The sequence below is a fragment of the Streptomyces sp. NPDC021562 genome (genome assembly GCF_040640875.1).
Taxonomy (GTDB): domain Bacteria; phylum Actinomycetota; class Actinomycetes; order Streptomycetales; family Streptomycetaceae; genus Streptomyces.
On the sequence record NZ_JBFACN010000051.1, the window covers coordinates 1 to 17,947 of the forward strand.

Sequence of the window (17,947 nt, forward strand, 5' to 3'; positions counted from 1 at the left end):
ATGGCCTGTCTGACAATTCCCGTCGTCGCCCGGAGGGCGGCCTCGCGGCGTCAGGTGCGTGCTCTGGGGGTCCCCCCGGCCGAAGGCTGGGGGAGTGCCGGGCCCTGGCCCACGTACTGGACGTACTTGGGTCAGGGCCCGGTGCGGCGAGAGTGCGTGCATGGCGTCGCGAGGCAGGCGGGAATTGTCAGACAGGCCCTAGGCCGTGTCTCTCAACTTCGTAGCCAGGTGATGACCGCCGCCAGGACGGCTGCTGAGCGATAGACGATCGCGAGCTTGTCATAACGTGTGGCCAGCCCTCTCCACTGCTTGAGCAGGCTAAAAGATCGTTCCACGACGTTCCTGCGCTTGTAGGTCTCGGCGTCCAGGGCGCGGGGTCGTCCGCCGCTGCGGCCCTTTCTCTTGCGGGACGCGAGGTCCGCGCGGATCTGCTGGGAGGCGTACGCCTTGTCTGCGAGCAGAGCGTCCGGTGTAGTGCGCGGCCTGCCGCGGCCAAGTCGCGGGACCCGGATGTCGCCCAGCACGAGAGGGAACACCTGCGCGTCGTGGACCTGGCCCGGAGTGACTACGACGGCCAGCGGACGGCCGTTGCCGTCCACGGCGTGATGGATCTTGGTCGTCAAGCCGCCGCGTGACCGGCCTATCGCGTGGCCCGCCGGCTCACCCTTGGTCGCTGGGGCTTCGCTCTTGCTGCGGCGGGTGACGGCGCCGGTGTCCTTCTCCGGCCGGGCTGTGTTCGTGGCGTGCTGGTGGGCCCGGTTGATCGTCGAGTCCATTGAGACCGTCCAGTCGATCCCGCCGGTCGAGTCCGCCTGGGCGGTCAGCTGCGTCAGAACCGTGTCCCAGGTGCCGTCCGCTGCCCACCTGCGATGACGCTTCCACACCGTCTGCCAGGGCCCGAACGCTTCGCGGGGCAGGTCTCTCCAGGGGATTCCGGTGCGGTACCGGTAGATGATCCCTTCGGTGATGCGGCGGTGATCGGCGAACGGACGCCCTGCCTTCCCTGCGTTGCGGGGAAGGCAGGGCGCCAGGCCCGCCCACTGCTCGTCGGTCAGCAGGCGTATGCGCCCGCTCGTGGTCACCGAGGCTGGTAGGCGGTGGCCAGCACGGAGACGGTGACCTCATCGGGCAACAGGCCGTCATCGGTCAGGTCTGCGCGGCTTACGTGGCGTGCGCTCGGTGTCATCGTCACCAGATCCAGGGCATCCAGCCTGGTCAAGGACGCGGTGTACTCCACGTGTTCGGTGACGGTTTCCTCGAAGAATGGGTCCAGTGCCCGGTGCAGGCGCTGTTCCTTGGCCGGGTCGATCGTGACCATCGCAGGCAGCCGGTCACGCAGCTCGGCCAGGTGCCGCTCGGTGGGACGGACCACGATCAACCGGCCGGTCGGGCGCAGTACGCGGTGGAACTCGGTCGGGTTGCGCGGGGCGAACACGTCCAGCACGACATCGGCCACCCCGTCGGCGAGGGGGAAGGGACGGAAGACGTCCCAGGCCACCGCCGCGGCTCGGTCGTGGGCTCGGGCTGCTGAGCGCAGTGCGCGCACTGAGGTGTCCAGACCCAGGCCACGGGCGCCTGGCAGCCGGTCGAGTACGCCGGCCAGGTAGTAGCCCGTGCCGCACCCCACGTCCACGACCGTGGCCTGCTCAGCGGCGGCGTCGGCCGCCAGGCGGGCCCCGAGGTTGCGGATGGGCGCGTAGGTACCGGTGGACAGGAACCGGTTCCGGGCTTGGACCATGGCCGCGTCGTCGCCGCTGGTGGCGCGTGTGCCCGTCAGCAGGCTGGCGTAGCCGTGGCGGGCGATGTCGAAGGTGTGGCCTACCGGGCAGCGCAGTGCGCCGCGGCCGGGGTGCAGGTGGCGGGTGCGGCACGTTGGGCAGCGCAACAGGCCGAGGGAACTTTCGAGGGCAGGGGGAAGCGACACGGGCACGAGGCACTCCTGGCAACGGTGAAGGGAAGAGACCGTGCCTGCGCGTGCTCGGAGCCTCACTGCCTTCGGAAGGAACGGGCAGCGTCGGGCGCGCGGTTCATGCAGCAGGCACACCAAGGAGGGCGACGCCGTCCGGCATCGCCCTCAAAGTCTTCCGATCACAGGAAGCAGCAGTGCGGGGTGCTCATGAATGCCACGTCATGAGTCTACGAGCATCCGCGAAGCCCCTCATGCCTCAACGAAGTTGAGAGACACGTCCTAGTCACACCGTCGGATCTGCACTCACGGGATGCCCCACGGAAGGCACCCTGCCCAACATGGCAGGCGGGTGAGCCCGGCGTACGGCTGTGCTACCTGGACCTGCACCAGCCGGACAGCCTGTAGGCATCGAGTGTGGCTACGCGAAGCTCGGTGGAATCGGGCACGGTAACTACCGCATGCCAGCCGTCCGACCGCGCTGGGACACCTCCGCTCGCGCGGAGCCGACGGGACCTGGCAGAGCACCCTGACGGACTACCCCGGGACACCTCCGCTCGCGCGGAGCCGACTCGGGGATCGGCCGGGCCATGGTGCCGTCGTCCGGGACACCTCCGCTCGCGCGGAGCCGACGCCTGGAGGGCGACGAGTACTACAGCAGCAGCGGGCCACCCTCCGCTCGCGCCGAGCCAACCTCTTCAGGTAGCCGTCCGGGTAGTGGGTGGCCGGGGCACCTCCGCCATGCGGAGCCAATGGAGTCGTCACCGTGGTGTTGCCCTGGGCGTCTGGGTCACCTCCGCTTGCGCGGAACCGACAGGACCTCGACCACATTCTCGACGACGCCCGCCGGGAGACCTCCGCTCGCGCGGAGCCGACCCCTTCTCCCTCTCGCGCTGCTCCAGGATGGCCGGGACACCTCCGTTCGCGCGGAGCCCGACGGCATCACCATGGGCCGCCGCGTCGCGCAGGGCGGGACACCTCCGCTCGTGCGGAGCCGACTGGTCCTCGGTGTCGGCGATTCCTGAAAACTGACCCCCGAGCAGTCCGCAAATCTTGACCCCTCCTGACTCTTGGAGGGTGCTGAAGGTGGAGGACTGGGCAGAGATACGCCGGCTTCATAGGGCGGAGGGGATGCCCATCAAGGAGATCGCGCGTCGACTCGGGGTGGCCCGGAACACGGTTCGGGCCGCATTGAACTCGGATCGGCCGCCGAAGTACGAACGCGAGCCCCGCGGCCAGGTTGCGGACGCCTACGAGTCCCAGATGCGGGCCTTGCTGCAGGAATGGCCACGGATGCCCGCCCCCGTGATCGCCGACCGGATCGGCTGGCCTTACTCGCTGCCGCCGCTGCGCAAGCGGCTCGCGCTGATCCGGCCTGAGTACGTGGGCATCGACCCGGTCGATCGCGTCACCTACGAACCCGGGCAGGTCGCCCAGTGCGACTTGTGGTTCCCGGAGACGAATGTGCAGGTCGGGGCCGGTCAGCAGCGGGTCCTGCCGGTGTTGGTCATGACGCTCGGCTTCTCCCGCTTCATGACCGCAGTGATGATCCCGTCCCGGCAGGCCGGCGACATCCTGTCGGGAATGTGGTCCCTGATCCACGGCATCGGCCGCGTCACGAAGACGCTGGTCTGGGACCGGGAGGCCGCGATCGGCGGGACTGGAAGGTCACCGCCCCGGCGGCGGCATTCGCCGGAACCCTGGCCACGCAAATCAAGCTCGCCCCGCCACGGGATCCCGAGTTCAAAGGCCTGGTCGAGCGCAACAACCAGTACCTGGAGACCTCGTTCCTGCCCGGCCGCCAGTTCACCTCACCAGCGGACTTCAACCAGCAGCTGGTCGACTGGCTCGTTCGCGCGAACGCGCGGACTGTCCGGTCGATCCAGGGCCGCCCGGTCGACCTGCTGGAGACCGACTACCTGGCGATGGTCTCCCTGCCGCCCGTGGTCCCGCCGATCGGGCTGAGCCATCGGATCAGGCTTGGCCGGGACTACTACGTCCGCGTCGACACCGTCGACTACTCGGTCGACCCGCAGGTCATCGGCCGGTTCGTCGACGTCACCGCCTCACCGGCGACCGTGACCGTGTTCTGCGAGGGGAGGGTCGTCGCCCACCACAGCAGATCCGGGGCCAAGCAGCAGGTCGTCACCGACCCGGTCCACGCGGCCACCGCCGCCAAGATGCGCGAGGCCCTCGCGCTGGACCGCCAACGACGCCAGGCAGCCACCCGTCACCACAGCGACGGACATGCCGTCGCACTGCGGGCCCTGCCCGACTACGACGCGCTCTTCGACGTCGACTTCAACCCGCCCACCACGAAAGCGAAGTAGTACGTGACCACAACAACCAAGCCCAAGCCGGCCTCGGCGGGCTCACCGAAGGACGGCTTGCCGTCCATGCTCGCCTACCTGACCCGGGTGCTGAAGATGCCCACCATCGGCGCCTTCTGGGAGGAGCTGGCCGATCAGGCCCGCGACCAGAACTGGTCCCACGAGGAGTATCTGGCCGCGCTGCTGCAGCGGCAGGTCGCCGACCGGGAGAGCAAGGGCACCACGATGCGGATCCGCACCGCCCACTTCCCACAGGTCAAGACGCTGGAGGACTTCAACCTCGACCACCTGCCCTCGCTCCGTCGTGACGTCCTCGCGCACCTGGCCACGGGGACGTTCGTCGCGAAGGCGGAGAACGTGATCCTGCTCGGGCCGCCCGGGATCGGAAAGACACACCTGGCCATCGGGCTCGGGGTCAAGGCCGCCCACGCGGGCTACTCGGTCCTGTTCGACACCGCCAGCAACTGGATCTCCCGCCTCTCCGAGGCCCACCACTCCGGCCGGCTGGAGGCGGAGCTGAAGAAGATCCGCCGCTACAAGTTGATCATTATCGACGAGGTGGGCTACATCCCGTTCGACCAGGACGCCGCAAACCTGTTCTTCCAGCTCATCGCCTCGCGCTACGAGCAGGGCTCCGTGATGGTCACCTCGAACCTGCCCTTCGGGCGCTGGGGAGAGACCTTCTCCGACGACGTCGTCGCAGCCGCGATGATCGACCGCCTGGTCCATCACGCCGAGGTCCTCACGCTCACCGGCGACTCCTACCGGGCCCGGGCCCGACGCGAGCTGCTGGCCAAAGACCGGGCCGGACGGGAGTGAGCCGTCACAGAGTCCACCAGCAATAAAGGCGCAAGTCCGCGGCGCGAGCCCGTCTGGCCAGGCCGACCAGGGCCTCCAGGACCACCGCTGCCGTCGCCGCATCGAGTCCGGCGACCCTACCGGCCGCAGACCAAGCCTCGGCCGCGGCCGCAAGGTCTTCCCCGGAGGCGGAGACCAGGACATCGCACAGCGTGTCCGACACGGTCAAGACGAACGGGCTGTCGACGTCCTCAGAGGACAACAGCTGTCCCACCCTCGGGCGCTGGCTTGCCTCTTCATAACTGCAGCCGGACATCACAGCCTCGACCTGGGCGATGGCATCGACCGGATCGATGTCCTTGAGGAAGATCACGTCCAGCCCTGCACGGACCGGACCGCCAGCCTCGATCACGGCAACGGCGGACTCATCATCGGCGGCAGAGAAGTAGTCAGCGTCTGGCATGCCACGGATTCTGGCATCCGCCACTGACGATCAACGTCTCCGGACCTGGACCGGAGCCTCACACAACCGAAAGTCAATTTTCGGAGACTGCCAGAGGGTCACTTTTCGCGAAGCGTTGACACTCGGCGTTGTACATGGTCGACCAGTACGGGATACCTCCGCTCGGGCGGAGCCGACGGCAGCGTGGTCATCCAGATCGAGGCCCTGTTCGGGACACCTCCGCTTGCGCGGACCTGGCGAGCGGAATCTGTCCCAGGAGCGGCTCGCCGACGGGTCACCTCCGCTCGCGCGGAGCCGGCGCGACGATCCCGGCCGCCGTGAAACCCGCAGACGGGACACCTCCGCTCGCGCGGAGCCGACAAGGAGACGCGGGGCAACGGCGGCTACGGCTACGGGGCACCTCCGCTCGCGCGGAGCCGACGCGGCACAAATCGGCTGGGGAACCCCCGGCGATGGGACACCTCCGCTCGCGCGGAGCCGACGGGTTGCCCCCAGCCGGGATGCCGTACTTGTCCGGGACACCCGCGCTCGCGCGGAGCCGACGCCGACCGCCGGATCTTCGAGGAGATCCTGACCGGGACACCTCCGCTCGCGCGGAGCCGACGCGATGGACGGGATCGTGAGCTGCTCGGAGTGGGGGGCACCTCCGCTCGCGCGGAGCCGACCTACCGACGCGCCTGCGGTGCGGGCGCTCCACCGGGGCACCTCCGCTCTCGCGGAGCCGACTCGGCGAAGACCGCCGGCCTGTCGTGGTGCGACGGGGCACCTCCGCTCGCGCGGAGCCGACACCCACACCCGCACCGGGATCGGCCCCGACAGCGGGGCACCTCGGCTCGCGCGGAGCCGACGCCGGCGACCCCAGCGTTGCCGTCCACCGGCACGGGACACCTCCGCTCGCGCGGAGCCGACGCGCTCGCATCCCTGCCGGCGCAGGTCATGCACGGGGCACCTCCGCTCGCGCGGAGCCGACGCAGCCCAGTTCGCCGACCACGTCGAGACCATCGGGGCACCTCCGCTCTGGCGGAGCCGACCCCTGGGTGGGGCGCTGTCTCGCAGATCGGCATACCTCCGCTTGCGCGGAGTCGACAGGGTGGCCTTGTCGTCCCACAGCCCGGTGCCCGGGGCACTTCCGCTCGCGCGGAGCCGACTTCACGCTTCCGTTCACCTCGGCGTGGCAGACCGGGGCACCTCCGCTTGCGCGGAGCCGACCAGTCCTCGTGCTCAAGCGAGGCGACGTAGGCCGGGGCACCTCCGCTCGCGCGAAGCCGACGCTACTGCGTTGGGGAGTTGAGAGGCGCCGCTCGGGCCACCTCCGCTCGCGCGGAGCCGCCCCAGGCAGACCTGAACGGCCAGCTGGTTGACCGGGACACCGCTGCTCGCGCGGAGCCAGCACTTCCGGCACCACGTACCAGGCCTACTCCTACGGGGCAGCTCCGCTCGCGCGAAGTCGACGCCGTCAGCTGGTGGGCGGTGATGGCGGCCTGCGGGACACCTCCGCTCGCGCGGAGCCGGCAGCCGCAGCCGGTCGTACTCGTTCAGCGGGATCGGGGCACCTCCGTTCGCGCGGAGTCAACTACACCAAGCTCACCGGCTGGGAGAAGGACGACGGGACACCTCTGCTCGTGCGGAGCCGACGACGAGACAACCGGCAAGATCCAGACCGACCTCGGTACACCTCCGCTCGCGCGGAGTCGACCCGGTAGGAACTTGGTCAGGAAGGGCCGACGCGGGACACCTCCGCTCGCGCGGAGTCGACTCGCCCGCGATCGAGTACGTGCAGGAGACCATTGGGGCACCTCCGCTCGCGCGGAGCCGACACGCCCAATCCTGTACGGCCATTGCCCCATACAATGGGACACCTCCGCTCGCGCGGAGCCGACACGTTCTCCGGCAACAACCAGAACGCGATCGACGGGGCACCTCCGCTCGCGCGGAGCCGACGCCGCCGCCGACATCGGGTTGATCATCGCAGCCGGGATACCTCCGTTCGCGCGGAGCCGACGTGCCCTCCGACCACGGCCTGACCGCCTGGACCGGTACACCTCCGCTCGCGCGGAGCCGACCACGTCGGCGGACCGCCAGGACACCTCGGTCACGGGGCACCTCCGCTCGCGCAGAGCCGACGGCGCCGACGCACCCATCCCCGATGGGCTGGTCGGGGCATCTCCGCTCGCGCAGAACAGACGTTGAGCTGGCCACGAACGTCATGGACCCGACCGTGGGTAACGGCACCACGTTCAACGGGACACCTCCGCTTGCGCAGAGTCGACCGCGGCCTGACCTGCGTGTGGGATGCGTTCGGCGGGACACCTCCGCTCTCGTGAAGCCGACCTGCTGGTTCGATCGTGGTCTGTAGCTGCTGCGGTTCACCTCCGCTTGGCGGAGCCGACACCGCGGTGCCGTTGGCCTTGTCCTCGACGAGCGGGACAGCTCTGCTCGCGCGGAGCCGACGCGGCGAGGCATCGGAGGAGCTTGTCTTCCTTCTGGATACCTCCACTTGCGCGGCGCCCATGGAGTCGTCACCGTGGCGTTGTCTTGGGCGTCTGGGTCACCTCCGCTGGCGCGGAGCCGGCGCGGTGGGCGATTCCAATCAAGCCATCTACGGCGGGACACCTCCGGTCGGGCGGAGTTGGCGACACGGACTGGCCGGATCCGGCGGTCGTGTACGGACACCTCCGCTTGTACGGAGTCGGTACGGCCGTCGACCGCGCTGATGCCGACGACTGTGGGCCGTCTTCGCGTGCTCGGAAGGCGGCCTACCTGGTGTTGTGGCCGGGCTGTCCGTCCGAACTTCCCCTGCCTGATCAGGGTTGGGATTGTTGTTGTCAAGGTGCGTGCGGTGCGGAGCTCGCTGGTGGTCGTCAGATTACTGGTGTCCGGTGGCGGGTTTCGGTGCGGTGGTGCGATGTTGAGGTTTCGTGATCGGGGTAGTTCGTGGGACGGGGGGTTGGGGTGGATGTTCGGGGTGCGTGGGGGAAGTTGGGGCGTGGTGCTGTTCCGCACCCTTTGATCTGTCATGTGCTGGATACGGCCGTGGTGGCTGAGGGGCTGGTGGGGGTTTTGGTGGGGCCGCACTGTCGTGCGGAGCTGGAGGCGGGTTTCGGTCCGCTGGGGGATGCGGCGGGTTGGGTGTCGGTGCTTTGTGGTCTGCATGATCTGGGGAAGCTGTCGCCGGCGTTCCAGGGGTTGCGGCAGGACGTGGCGGTGCCGGCCCTGGGGCCGGTGGCGGGGGCTGACGTTGGCCGGTTGGCCCGGTGGCGGGATTCCGGGGCGCGTACGGACTGTCATCACGGTCTGCTGACGGCGGTGCACCTGGCACGGTTGTTGCGGTCGTGGGGTGCGGTGCCGGCCACCGCGCGGTCGGTCGCGTGGGCGTTGGGCGGCCACCACGGGTTGGTTCCGTCGGCTGCGGCGGTGCAGCAGGCGCGGGAGGCGGTGGGGGACAACGGGGGGCCGCGGTGGGCGGCCGCGTGCGACGAGCTGGTCGGCCGGGTCGTCTCCTTGTGGGGCCTGCCCCAACCGGACGAGCTGCCCTGGCAGGAGGTGCGGCTGAGTCCGGAGGCGGTGGTGGCGCTGGCCGGGTTGGCCTCGGTGAGCGACTGGATCGCCTCGGCACGCCCGGAGACGTCGTATGCAGGCCTGGATGTCGACCTGTCTGCCTACCTCGCGCAGGCGCGCGTGGACGAGGCGCGCAAGATCGAGAAGCTGGCGTGGCGGCCCTGGCGGGCGCCACGTGAGACGGGTTTCGCGGCCCTTTTCCCGGGCGAGGCGCAGCCGCGTCCGCTGCAGGTGGCGGTCGAGTCGGTGGTGGCGGGGATGCGGGGGCCGGGAATCGTGGTGGTGGCGGCCCCGACGGGGGAGGGCAAGACGAAGGCCGCGTTGCAGGCGGTGGCGCAGTTGGTGCGCCGGCTGGGTCTGCAGGGCTTTTATGCGGCGATGCCCTCGCGTGTGACGAGCAATCAGGCCTTCGAGACGGTGGAGGAGTTGCTGGAGGAGGCGGACGTGCCTGTGCGGTTGCTGCACTCCACGGCCGGTGAATACCTCAAGGGCCGTGCTGCGGCGGTAGATCCGGCCGCTGCACTGCGGCCGGTCGGTGTCGATGTGGACGGTGAGGGTGACGGGGACGGGCAGGCCGCGCAGTGGTTCGCCCACAAACGCGGTCTGCTGGCCCCGGTGGGGGTGGGGACCGTCGATCAGGCGCTGATGGCGGCACTGCGCTCCAGCCACGTCTTCGTCCGTCTGACGGGCCTGTCGGGCAAGGTCGTCGTGTTCGACGAGGTGCACGGCTATGACGTCCACATGTCGACGCTGATGGACCGGCTGCTGTGGTGGCTCGGCCGCATGCGGGTACCGGTCGTGGTGCTCTCGGCGACGTTGCCGTCCCGGCGTCAGCAGGCGCTGGTGGAGAGCTGGCTGGCCGGCGCGCAGGGACGCAGGCCCGGCACGCAGGCTGCGGTTGCCGCAGCGCCGGGAGTGTATCCGCGGGTGGTGTGGGCGGATGAGAGCTGCGATGCCGTGCAGGTGGTGGACGTGGCGGCCTCGGAGCTGAACAGCGGCCGGGTGGTGGAGCTGTCGCGGGTCGCCTTCGCGGAGCGGGCCCAGTGGGCGCTGCGGCAGGCCGGTGAGGGGCGCTGCGTGGCCGTGGTGCAGAACCTGGTCCGGCATGCCGAGGAGGCGTATGAGCAGATCCTCCAGCTCGTCGAGGCGCTGCCACAGGGGGAACGGCCCGAGGTGTTCCTGTTGCACGGGCAGCTGGAGGAGGCGCGGCGGGCCCGCGTGGAGGCCGAGATCCTGGCGCGGTTCGGCCCCCCGGACCCCGGCCGTGAACAGGTCCGGCCGGCGCGGGCGATCGTGGTGGGCACGAAGCTGCTGGAGGAGGGCTTGGACGTGGACTTCGACGTGATGATCAGCTCCCTCGCGCCCATTGACAGCCTGATCCAGCGGATGGGGCGCATCCAGCGCCACCAGCGCGACAGCGACAGGCCCGGCCTGCTGCTGGCCCTGACCGGAGTCGAGGAGGAGGCCCAGAAGGTCACCTTTCCCTCCTACACGACGAACGTGCATGCGGAGGCGGTGCTGCTGCGGACCTGGGCGGTGCTGCGTGGACGTACGCAGGTGCGCTGTCCCGACGAGGTGCAGCAGCTGGTGGACCTGGTCTACGGCCCGCAGGAGGCGGTCGTCTGCCCGCGGGGCTGGGAGTGGCAGTGGGAAAGGGCGGCAGCTCAGCTGCAGCGCAGCATCGCCGGCCGGGAGGAGAAGGCCGAGGGAGTGCGGCTGCCGCAGCCCCGGGACGATGTGCAGCTGTGGGAGCTGACCGCGCGGGCGACCAGGGCGAGCCGGACCCGGCAGGACAGTTACCGGCGTGACGGCGGCTGGCAGTGACCTGAGGCCCGATGGCTAGGGTCGCGTGGCCGCCGGTGAGGACGCGGAGCCCGCCCTGCGGAGGAAGCACTGGTTCGATCCGCTTCCGCCCCTGTCCCCTCGCCGCTGGTCTGGTGAGTGCGCCGACGCACGCTCGTCAAGGACCGCCTTCCCACGAGCCGGCGGCCGGCGGCGGCGAGACGCTGCACGCCTGCCCGGTGTCCTCGTCGGACGGCATCGCGGACGAGGACCCCGGGCAGGCGGTGGAAGTACTACACGGGATGCCGCTGCAGTCGCCGTCTCCCGTCCGGTGGCGGCTGCGGCGCTGCCATGCGCTCGGTTGTAGGGCGAGGCCACGAGCGCGTTGCCGCTCCCGCCCATACTGCACCGGCCTCGTGCTGCGTACGGATTCAGCCGACATCACGGGGCGAGTGATCCATTCCGGGTGAACCCGCCTCGATTGTCAGTGGCGTTTGCAAGACTCGCCCCCTGCACGACAGTTGGGGGAGGAACGACACACTGTGGGCTTCAACCTGCTGACCGAACCATGGCTGCCGGCGGTGCGCATGGACGGCGCCCGCCAAGAGATCAGCCTGGCCCAGGCACTGCGTGAGGCAGCCTCCTACCGGCGCCTTGCGGGATCTTCACCGACCATGACCGCGGCCCTGCACCGCCTGCTGCTGGCTCTCGCGCACCGGGTGTACCAGCCACTGGACGCCGCCCGCTGGGCGCAGCTGTGGCAGGCCCAGACCGATGGCGGACTACCTGCTGCAGAACTGGCCGCATACCAGGAGACGTGGCACTCCCGCTTCGATCTGTTCGACCCGGACATGCCGTTCTTCCAGTGCCCGGCGCTGGACAACGCCCCGGGCAGCACGGCGAAGCTCGTGGCCGGCTGGGCCACGGGCAGCAACCGGACCCTGTTCGATCACACCACGGCCGACCAGCGTCCGGTCCTTGCGGCGGCACAGGCGGCCCGCTGGCTGGTGACCGTCCAGGCGTACGACACCTCGGGAACGAAGCAGCCCTACCGCAAGGAGCGCACCGCGGAGGGCGGTCTGGGTAATCGCTTCGGCTGTGTGCTGGTCGAGGGCGCCAGTCTGCACGAGACCCTGCTGCTGAACATGCAGCGCTACCAGCCGGACGATGAACTGCCCGCGCGCACCACGGGGCGGGACCGGCCGGTGTGGGAAGCCGAGCAGCCTCCCGCTCCCGAGCCGGATGCGCGTACCCCGCTGGGATGGACGGACCTGCTCACCTGGCCGTCAAGGCGCATCCTGCTGTCCACTACGACCTCCTCCGGTACCACCGAGGTGAACGGGGTGGTGCTGACCCCGGGGACGCGGCTGGAGGGTGACCTCGTCGAGTGGGAGGCCATGGCGGCCTACCGCCGCCCATGGCTCCGGGGCGGCAAGCAGGGCGATCTGAGGGCGGTCACCCTGGATGAACTGCGCGGTGTGTGGCGCCACAGCCAGGAGCTGCTGCTGGCGTCCGACAAGCGCTGGTGGAACACCTGGCGCGCGGCCCGCTATGCCAAGGGGCCGCTGCCGGCCCAGGAACCGGAGCGGCGGCGGCCCGCGGCACTGGACCACATCGCCGAACTCGTCGAGGACGGCCACATCCCCGAGGACACCGTCTACACCCTGCGGATCTTCGGGCAGCAGCTCGGTGACCAGGGCGGAGACACCTACGCCTGGTACGAGGAAGCCGTTCCCGCACCGGTCGCACTCATGCGGGCCGACAGCGCCCGCATCGGCCGCATCCTGGGCTACGCGGTGTCCCTGGCCAACGACCTCGGCGAGCAGCTGAAGCTCATGGAACGCCAGTACGCGGCGGACTTCCACCGCCAGCTCAGCAAGGACCAGGAGAAGAAGTCCAGCGAGCTGGAGATCCTCTACTGGCCGCAGCTGGCACCGCCGTTCGCCGCGTTCCTGCGCGAGCTGGGCCAGGCCCTCCTGCACGGCACCAGCGAGACCGAGCCCGCCGAACGCTGGGGCCAGGCCGTCTCCGACCTCGCCGACAAAACCGCCTGGCAGTGGCTGCAAGGGACACCGCGCCGCGACCGCCTGTTGCTGACCGCGAGCGCCCACTTCGACGACTTCCAACTCGCCCGCCACAAGCTGCAGAACATTTTCCGCGGCGGCCTCGCCCGCTACAGCGCGCCACCCCTGGAGGACGCATGACCACCGCAAGCCCCCCGGCCCCTCAACCGGACAACATCCAGCAGCGTCGCGGCGCGTTCATCACCCACCTCTACGGCCTGCAGCGGTCGATGTCCTCCGACAACCGGCACGCGGCCGCAGAAGCCCGCCGCACCATGGCACGCCTGCGCCGCTGCTTCGCCGGCCCCCGCCAGGAAGCCGACGCCTACACCACCGTCTTCGACTTCGACCCACCCGAATCGGAACAGCACATCTGGCTGCTGGCCGCAGGCCTGTTCGCCCTGCACCCCCAGCCTCACCACGGCGAACGCAGCAGACCCTCCATCGGCACCGCCATGGGCCAACTCGCGCAAGACCGCGGTGACTCGGTGCAACGGCGCTTCACCCAGCTGGTCTCCGTCGAAAACGCAGCCCTGCCCCACTACCTGCGCCAGTGCGTACAGCTCCTGGCGACCGCCGACATTCCGGTCGACTACTACCGCCTGCTCAATGAACTCGTCGACCTCCTGGCCAACGACCCCTACGGGCGTAACGCGGAACGCCGCCAGCGGATCCGCCTGACCTGGGCCCGCGACTACCACCGCGCCAGCCGTCCCACCCCCGCCGCCACGACCGAGCCCACCCCGGCCCCCGCCGACACCACCGCCTAAACCGGAGACCCGCCATGCTCATCGAGCTCCACCTCCTGCAGTCCTTCCCCGTCAGCAACCTCAACCGGGACGACCTCGGACAGCCCAAAACCGCCCGCTTCGGCGGCCACACCCGCGCCCGCATCTCCAGCCAGTCCCTCAAACGCGCCGCACGCCAACTCCTCGCCCAACACGGCCTGGACACCTCCGAGCTGGGCGTACGCACCAAACGCCTCCGCGACGCCGCAGCCGGCATCCTCGCCGACCGCGGCCGGAACAAGGACGAAGCCCTGGACGTCTGCCAGGCCGGCCTGGAGGAGATCGGCTTCGCCGCGCACCCCGCGACCGGCCTGACCAAGTACCTCCTCTACGTCGGCCGGCCCGCCCAGGAACACCTCGCCGACTACTGCGACGAACGGTGGGACACCCTCGCCAAGACCGTGGCCGACGCGAAAGCACGCAAGGAGAAGACCGAGAAGACGCCGCAGAAGAAGACCGCGAAGACGGCCGCCGCCAAACCCACCAAGCAGGCCCAGGAACACACCCAGCGCATCCTGGACGGCACCCGGGCCGCCGACATCGCCCTGTTCGGACGCATGATCGCCGACAACACCGACTTCAACGTCAACGCCGCCTCACAGGTCGCTCACGCCCTGTCCACCCACGCCGTCGTCAACGAATTCGACTACTACACCGCCCTCGATGACCTACGGCCCAACGCCGAACCCGCCGCGGACATGATCGGCACCGTCGACTTCAACACCGCCTGCTTCTACCGCTACGCCAACCTCGACCTGGACCAGCTCGCCACCAACCTGCCCGCCGACCCCGACCTCGTCGCCCGCGCGGCCCGCGCCTGGCTGTACTCCTTCATCCACGCCGTGCCCGGCGGCAAGCAGAACTCCATGGCCGCACGCACCATGCCCCAGGCCCTTCTCGGAGTCGTCCGCGAAACCGGCGCCTGGAATCTGGCCAACGCCTTCCTCAGCCCCGTCACCGACGTCCCCGACCTCATGGCCGCATCCACCCAGCGCCTCGTCGACCACTTCCAGCAACTGCGCGGCTTCTACGGCGACACCCAGCTGCGCCACACCAGCATCGCCGCCGTCGGCCCCGCCCTCACCGGCGTGCCCGACGACGAGATCGCTCCCACCCTCGACGCCTTCACCGCCCGCCTCCTGACCGCGACCAAGAACTGACCGCCATGCCCACCTTGCTGATGTGCTTCGACGCCCCCATGCAGTCCTGGGGCACCAGATCACAGTTCAACAGCCGCGACACCGCCACCGAACCCACCAAATCCGGTGTCGTCGGCCTCCTCGCCGCCGCCCTCGGCATCCCCAAGGACGCCGACGAGGACATCCAGCACCTGGCCACCCTCCGCATGGGCGTACGCGTCGACCGGGAAGGCATCGTCGAAAGCGACTTCCACACCGTCCAGAACGTGCCCAACACCCAAGGACAGCAGCACCGCACTGCCGTCACCAAACGCTTCTACCTGGCCGACGCCCTCTTCCTCGTCGCCCTCGAATCAGACGATGCCCCACTCCTTGACCGCCTCCACAACGCCCTCGACCGACCGCGCTGGCCTCTCTACTTCGGACGCAAAGCCTTCGTCCCCGCCCGGCCCCTCACGAGCCACGGACTTCCAGGCGAGCACCAGGCCATCACCCAACGACCGCTCGACGAGGCACTGACCCTCCACCCCTGGCTGGAGAACCAGCCCCACATCCGCACCCGCCACCGCCCCGCCCCCGACGAGCCCGCCCAGACATGGCTGCGCACCGTCATCGACGCCGAACCCTGGATCCTCGACGTCGAACTACGACACGACCACCCACTCTCCTTCCGCCCCCAGCAACGCACCTTCGCACCGCGAGCCGTACACACCGGCCACATCCCCCTCACGCCCGCAATGGTCAGCAATGACGCCGCCTGAGCGCCTGCGCGCCGTCTACCGGCCCACCAACCTGCTGCGTCTCACCGCCTACACGTCGCCCACCTTCACACCCGAAGCTCGCCCCGCCGCAGAAGGGAGCATCCGGTGACCCTGTGGCTCACCCGCCTCACCCCCAGCCCCACCTCCCGCCTGGCCCAGCAGGAACTGAACGGCACCCACGGCACCTCCCTCCACCGCCGGGTCATGTCCCTCTTCCCCGACGGCATAAAGGACAGTGCCCGCACCCACTTCGGCGTCCTCTTCCGTGTCGAGGACACCTCCTCCGGCAGCTACCTGCTCCTGCAGTCCAACTTGCCCCCCGACCCCACCGGCCTGCCCGACGGCTATGGCACCCTCGTCAGCCGCCCCCTCGACCAGCTCCTTGACGCCCTCACCCCCGGACGCACCCTCCGCTACCGCTGCACTGCCTCCCCTGTCCGCAAACCCGGAGCCACCACCCGCACCCTCTACCAGCTGCCCGCCGTCGTTGACCTCCACGGAGAAGCCGCCGACGCCTGGTGGCACCGCCAAGCCGGCCAGGCCGGACTCAAGCCCCTGACCCTGCACTCCCAGCCCGCCGAATCCGTCCGCGACCACCAAGGCCCCCGCACCTCCGCCAAGGAACGCGGTAACCGGGTGCGCCACCACCGCGTGCGCTTCGACGGCACCGCCACCATCATCGACCCCGACCTGCTCCGGACAGCGATCCACAACGGCATCGGCCGCGGCAAGGCATACGGCTGCGGCCTGCTCAGCATCGCCCCAGCACCGGACCCCGCATGAGCGCACCACACCACACCACACCCAGCCAGGACAAAGCCGCAGACGCCTAGCCGCGCCCACCATCGCCATGCTCCCGCGCGTTATCGACTCCCGCCGGGCCAGCAGCCCTCGCGTCTTGGAGTGCGCCCATGACCGAGCGGATCCGCTCTGTGCTCGCGGAGGTGTCCCGTTGTCGACGGCGAACTGGCCGTTCTCGGTGTTGTCTGCTCCGCGCCCGTGAAGGTGTCCCGCCCCACACCTTGCTGATGTCCGAGTTGTAGACGTCCGCTCCGCGCCCGTGGAGGTGTCCCGTACCGGTCGGGCCCCAACGCGCGTACGGCCCAGTTTGTTCCGCGCCCGCGGAGGTGTCCCGAAGGGCTGCCCGACGTTCCGGGGATTCGATCTGTCCGCTCCGCGCTCGCGGAGGTGTCCCGGACTGGACGTTCGCCAACGAACTCGGCTGGTTGTCCGCTCCGCACCCGCGGAGGTGTCCCGACGTCTCGGGCGAGGATGAAGTAGAAGCGACGGGTCCGCTCCGCGCCTACGGAGGTGTCCCGCAGATGACGACGGTGCGGCCCTTGAGCGGGATGTCCGCTCCGCGCTTGCGGAGGTGTCCCGGCATCCCGGTTCGTCCCGGACAGTAGCTTGTCGTCCGCTCCGCGTCCGACGGAGGTGTCCCGACGTTCAATCAGCGCATGGCCGAATTCAAGGGGTCCGCTCCGTGCCCGCGGAGGTGTCCCGTAGTTCGCCACTGAGGTGGCGTCGGTGGCGAAGCCCGCTCTGCGGCCGCGGAGGTGTCCCGTGCAGATCGAAACCGGTGCAGCTCGTTAGGGTGTCCGCTCCGTACCCGCGGAGGTGTCCCGGACACCAAGGCCTGGTACGTGGACCCGCAGTAGTCCGCTCCGCGCCCGCGGAGGTGTCCCGTGTCGGCGATTCCTGAAAACTGACCCCCGAGCAGTCCGCAAATCTTGACCCCTCCTGACTCTTGGAGGGTGCTGAAGGTGGAGGACTGGGCAGAGATACGCCGGCTTCATAGGGCGGAGGGGATGCCCATCAAGGAGATCGCGCGTCGACTCGGGGTGGCCCGGAACACGGTTCGGGCCGCATTGAACTCGGATCGGCCGCCGAAGTACGAACGCGAGCCCCGCGGCCAGGTTGCGGACGCCTACGAGTCCCAGATGCGGGCCTTGCTGCAGGAATGGCCACGGATGCCCGCCCCCGTGATCGCCGACCGGATCGGCTGGCCTTACTCGCTGCCGCCGCTGCGCAAGCGGCTCGCGCTGATCCGGCCTGAGTACGTGGGCATCGACCCGGTCGATCGCGTCACCTACGAACCCGGGCAGGTCGCCCAGTGCGACTTGTGGTTCCCGGAGACGAATGTGCAGGTCGGGGCCGGTCAGCAGCGGGTCCTGCCGGTGTTGGTCATGACGCTCGGCTTCTCCCGCTTCATGACCGCAGTGATGATCCCGTCCCGGCAGGCCGGCGACATCCTGTCGGGAATGTGGTCCCTGATCCACGGCATCGGCCGCGTCACGAAGACGCTGGTCTGGGACCGGGCTGGGGGGAAGGGGGTGATTGGCCCGCAGTCTCTCCGTAC

10 protein-coding genes, 2 pseudogenes and 1 CRISPR repeat array are annotated in these 17,947 nt (G+C 69.7%); of the genes and pseudogenes, 9 read left to right on the forward strand and 3 right to left on the reverse strand.

What is annotated here, in order from left to right:
* Positions 1-212: 212 nt before the first annotated feature.
* Positions 213-1,082 carry an IS5 family transposase gene (locus AB0G52_RS39915; protein WP_361344025.1) on the reverse strand — a complete coding sequence of 290 codons (870 nt, stop codon included), beginning with the start codon at positions 1,080-1,082 and terminating at the stop codon, positions 213-215.
* Positions 1,079-1,930: a methyltransferase domain-containing protein gene (locus AB0G52_RS39920; protein WP_361344028.1), complete on the reverse strand. Its 852-nt coding sequence runs from the start codon at positions 1,928-1,930 to the stop codon at positions 1,079-1,081. Before AB0G52_RS39920 ends, AB0G52_RS39915 begins: the two co-directional genes overlap by 4 nt.
* Positions 1,931-2,389: 459 nt before the next feature.
* Positions 2,390-2,600: a CRISPR direct-repeat array (repeat unit 28 nt; unit sequence GGGACACCTCCGCTCGCGCGGAGCCGAC).
* A gap of 383 nt (positions 2,601-2,983) precedes the next feature.
* Between AB0G52_RS39920 and istA the strand changes: the two are divergent.
* Together istA and istB are read left to right on the forward strand one after the other, a co-directional pair.
* Positions 2,984-4,236: pseudogene (gene istA, locus AB0G52_RS39925) on the forward strand (IS21 family transposase).
* Positions 4,237-4,239: 3 nt separating this feature from the next.
* A complete protein-coding gene (istB, locus tag AB0G52_RS39930) occupies positions 4,240-5,055 on the forward strand; it encodes an IS21-like element helper ATPase IstB (RefSeq protein ID WP_361344031.1) in 816 nt (271 codons plus the stop codon).
* A 4-nt stretch (positions 5,056-5,059) separates the two neighbouring features.
* Here the strand turns inward: istB and AB0G52_RS39935 are convergent, their stop codons facing one another.
* Positions 5,060-5,497: a hypothetical protein gene (locus AB0G52_RS39935; RefSeq protein ID WP_361344034.1), complete on the reverse strand. Its 438-nt coding sequence runs from the start codon at positions 5,495-5,497 to the stop codon at positions 5,060-5,062.
* Positions 5,498-8,449: 2,952 nt separating this feature from the next.
* On the opposite strand from AB0G52_RS39935, the gene cas3 reads away from it, so the two are divergent.
* The 7 genes and pseudogenes from cas3 to AB0G52_RS39970 all read left to right on the forward strand — a co-directional run.
* Positions 8,450-10,879 (forward strand): CRISPR-associated helicase Cas3', encoded by a 2,430-nt coding sequence (cas3, locus tag AB0G52_RS39940; RefSeq protein WP_361344037.1) that lies wholly within the window; start codon positions 8,450-8,452, stop codon positions 10,877-10,879.
* Positions 10,880-11,379: 500 nt separating this feature from the next.
* Positions 11,380-13,041, forward strand: coding sequence for a type I-E CRISPR-associated protein Cse1/CasA (gene casA, locus AB0G52_RS39945; RefSeq protein WP_361344040.1), 1,662 nt, complete (start codon positions 11,380-11,382; stop codon positions 13,039-13,041).
* Positions 13,038-13,670: a type I-E CRISPR-associated protein Cse2/CasB gene (gene casB / locus AB0G52_RS39950; protein ID WP_361344043.1), complete on the forward strand. Its 633-nt coding sequence runs from the start codon at positions 13,038-13,040 to the stop codon at positions 13,668-13,670. Before casA ends, casB begins: the two co-directional genes overlap by 4 nt.
* A 14-nt stretch (positions 13,671-13,684) precedes the next feature.
* Complete coding sequence (gene cas7e / locus AB0G52_RS39955; protein WP_361344046.1) at positions 13,685-14,848, forward strand: type I-E CRISPR-associated protein Cas7/Cse4/CasC; 1,164 nt, start codon at positions 13,685-13,687, stop codon at positions 14,846-14,848.
* Positions 14,849-14,853: 5 nt separating this feature from the next.
* The gene (gene cas5e, locus AB0G52_RS39960) at positions 14,854-15,588 is read left to right on the forward strand and encodes a type I-E CRISPR-associated protein Cas5/CasD (RefSeq protein ID WP_361344048.1); all 735 of its coding nucleotides are present in this window, start codon (positions 14,854-14,856) and stop codon (positions 15,586-15,588) included.
* Positions 15,589-15,693: 105 nt separating this feature from the next.
* Entirely contained in the window at positions 15,694-16,371 is a 678-nt protein-coding gene (cas6e, locus tag AB0G52_RS39965) for a type I-E CRISPR-associated protein Cas6/Cse3/CasE (protein WP_361344051.1), read from the forward strand.
* Between the two features lie 971 nt (positions 16,372-17,342).
* Positions 17,343-17,906: pseudogene (locus tag AB0G52_RS39970) on the forward strand (helix-turn-helix domain-containing protein); the annotation flags it as partial.
* Positions 17,907-17,947 lie beyond the last annotated feature (41 nt).

Bases quoted from the DNA above. Each gene is read 5' to 3' on its own strand.
- AB0G52_RS39935 (WP_361344034.1), bottom strand. From the start codon at position 5,497: ATGCCAGACGCTGACTACTTCTCTGCCGCCGATGATGAGTCCGCCGTT.
- casB (WP_361344043.1), top strand. From the start codon at position 13,038: ATGACCACCGCAAGCCCCCCGGCCCCTCAACCGGACAACATCCAGCAG.
- cas7e (WP_361344046.1), top strand. From the start codon at position 13,685: ATGCTCATCGAGCTCCACCTCCTGCAGTCCTTCCCCGTCAGCAACCTC.
- cas5e (WP_361344048.1), top strand. From the start codon at position 14,854: ATGCCCACCTTGCTGATGTGCTTCGACGCCCCCATGCAGTCCTGGGGC.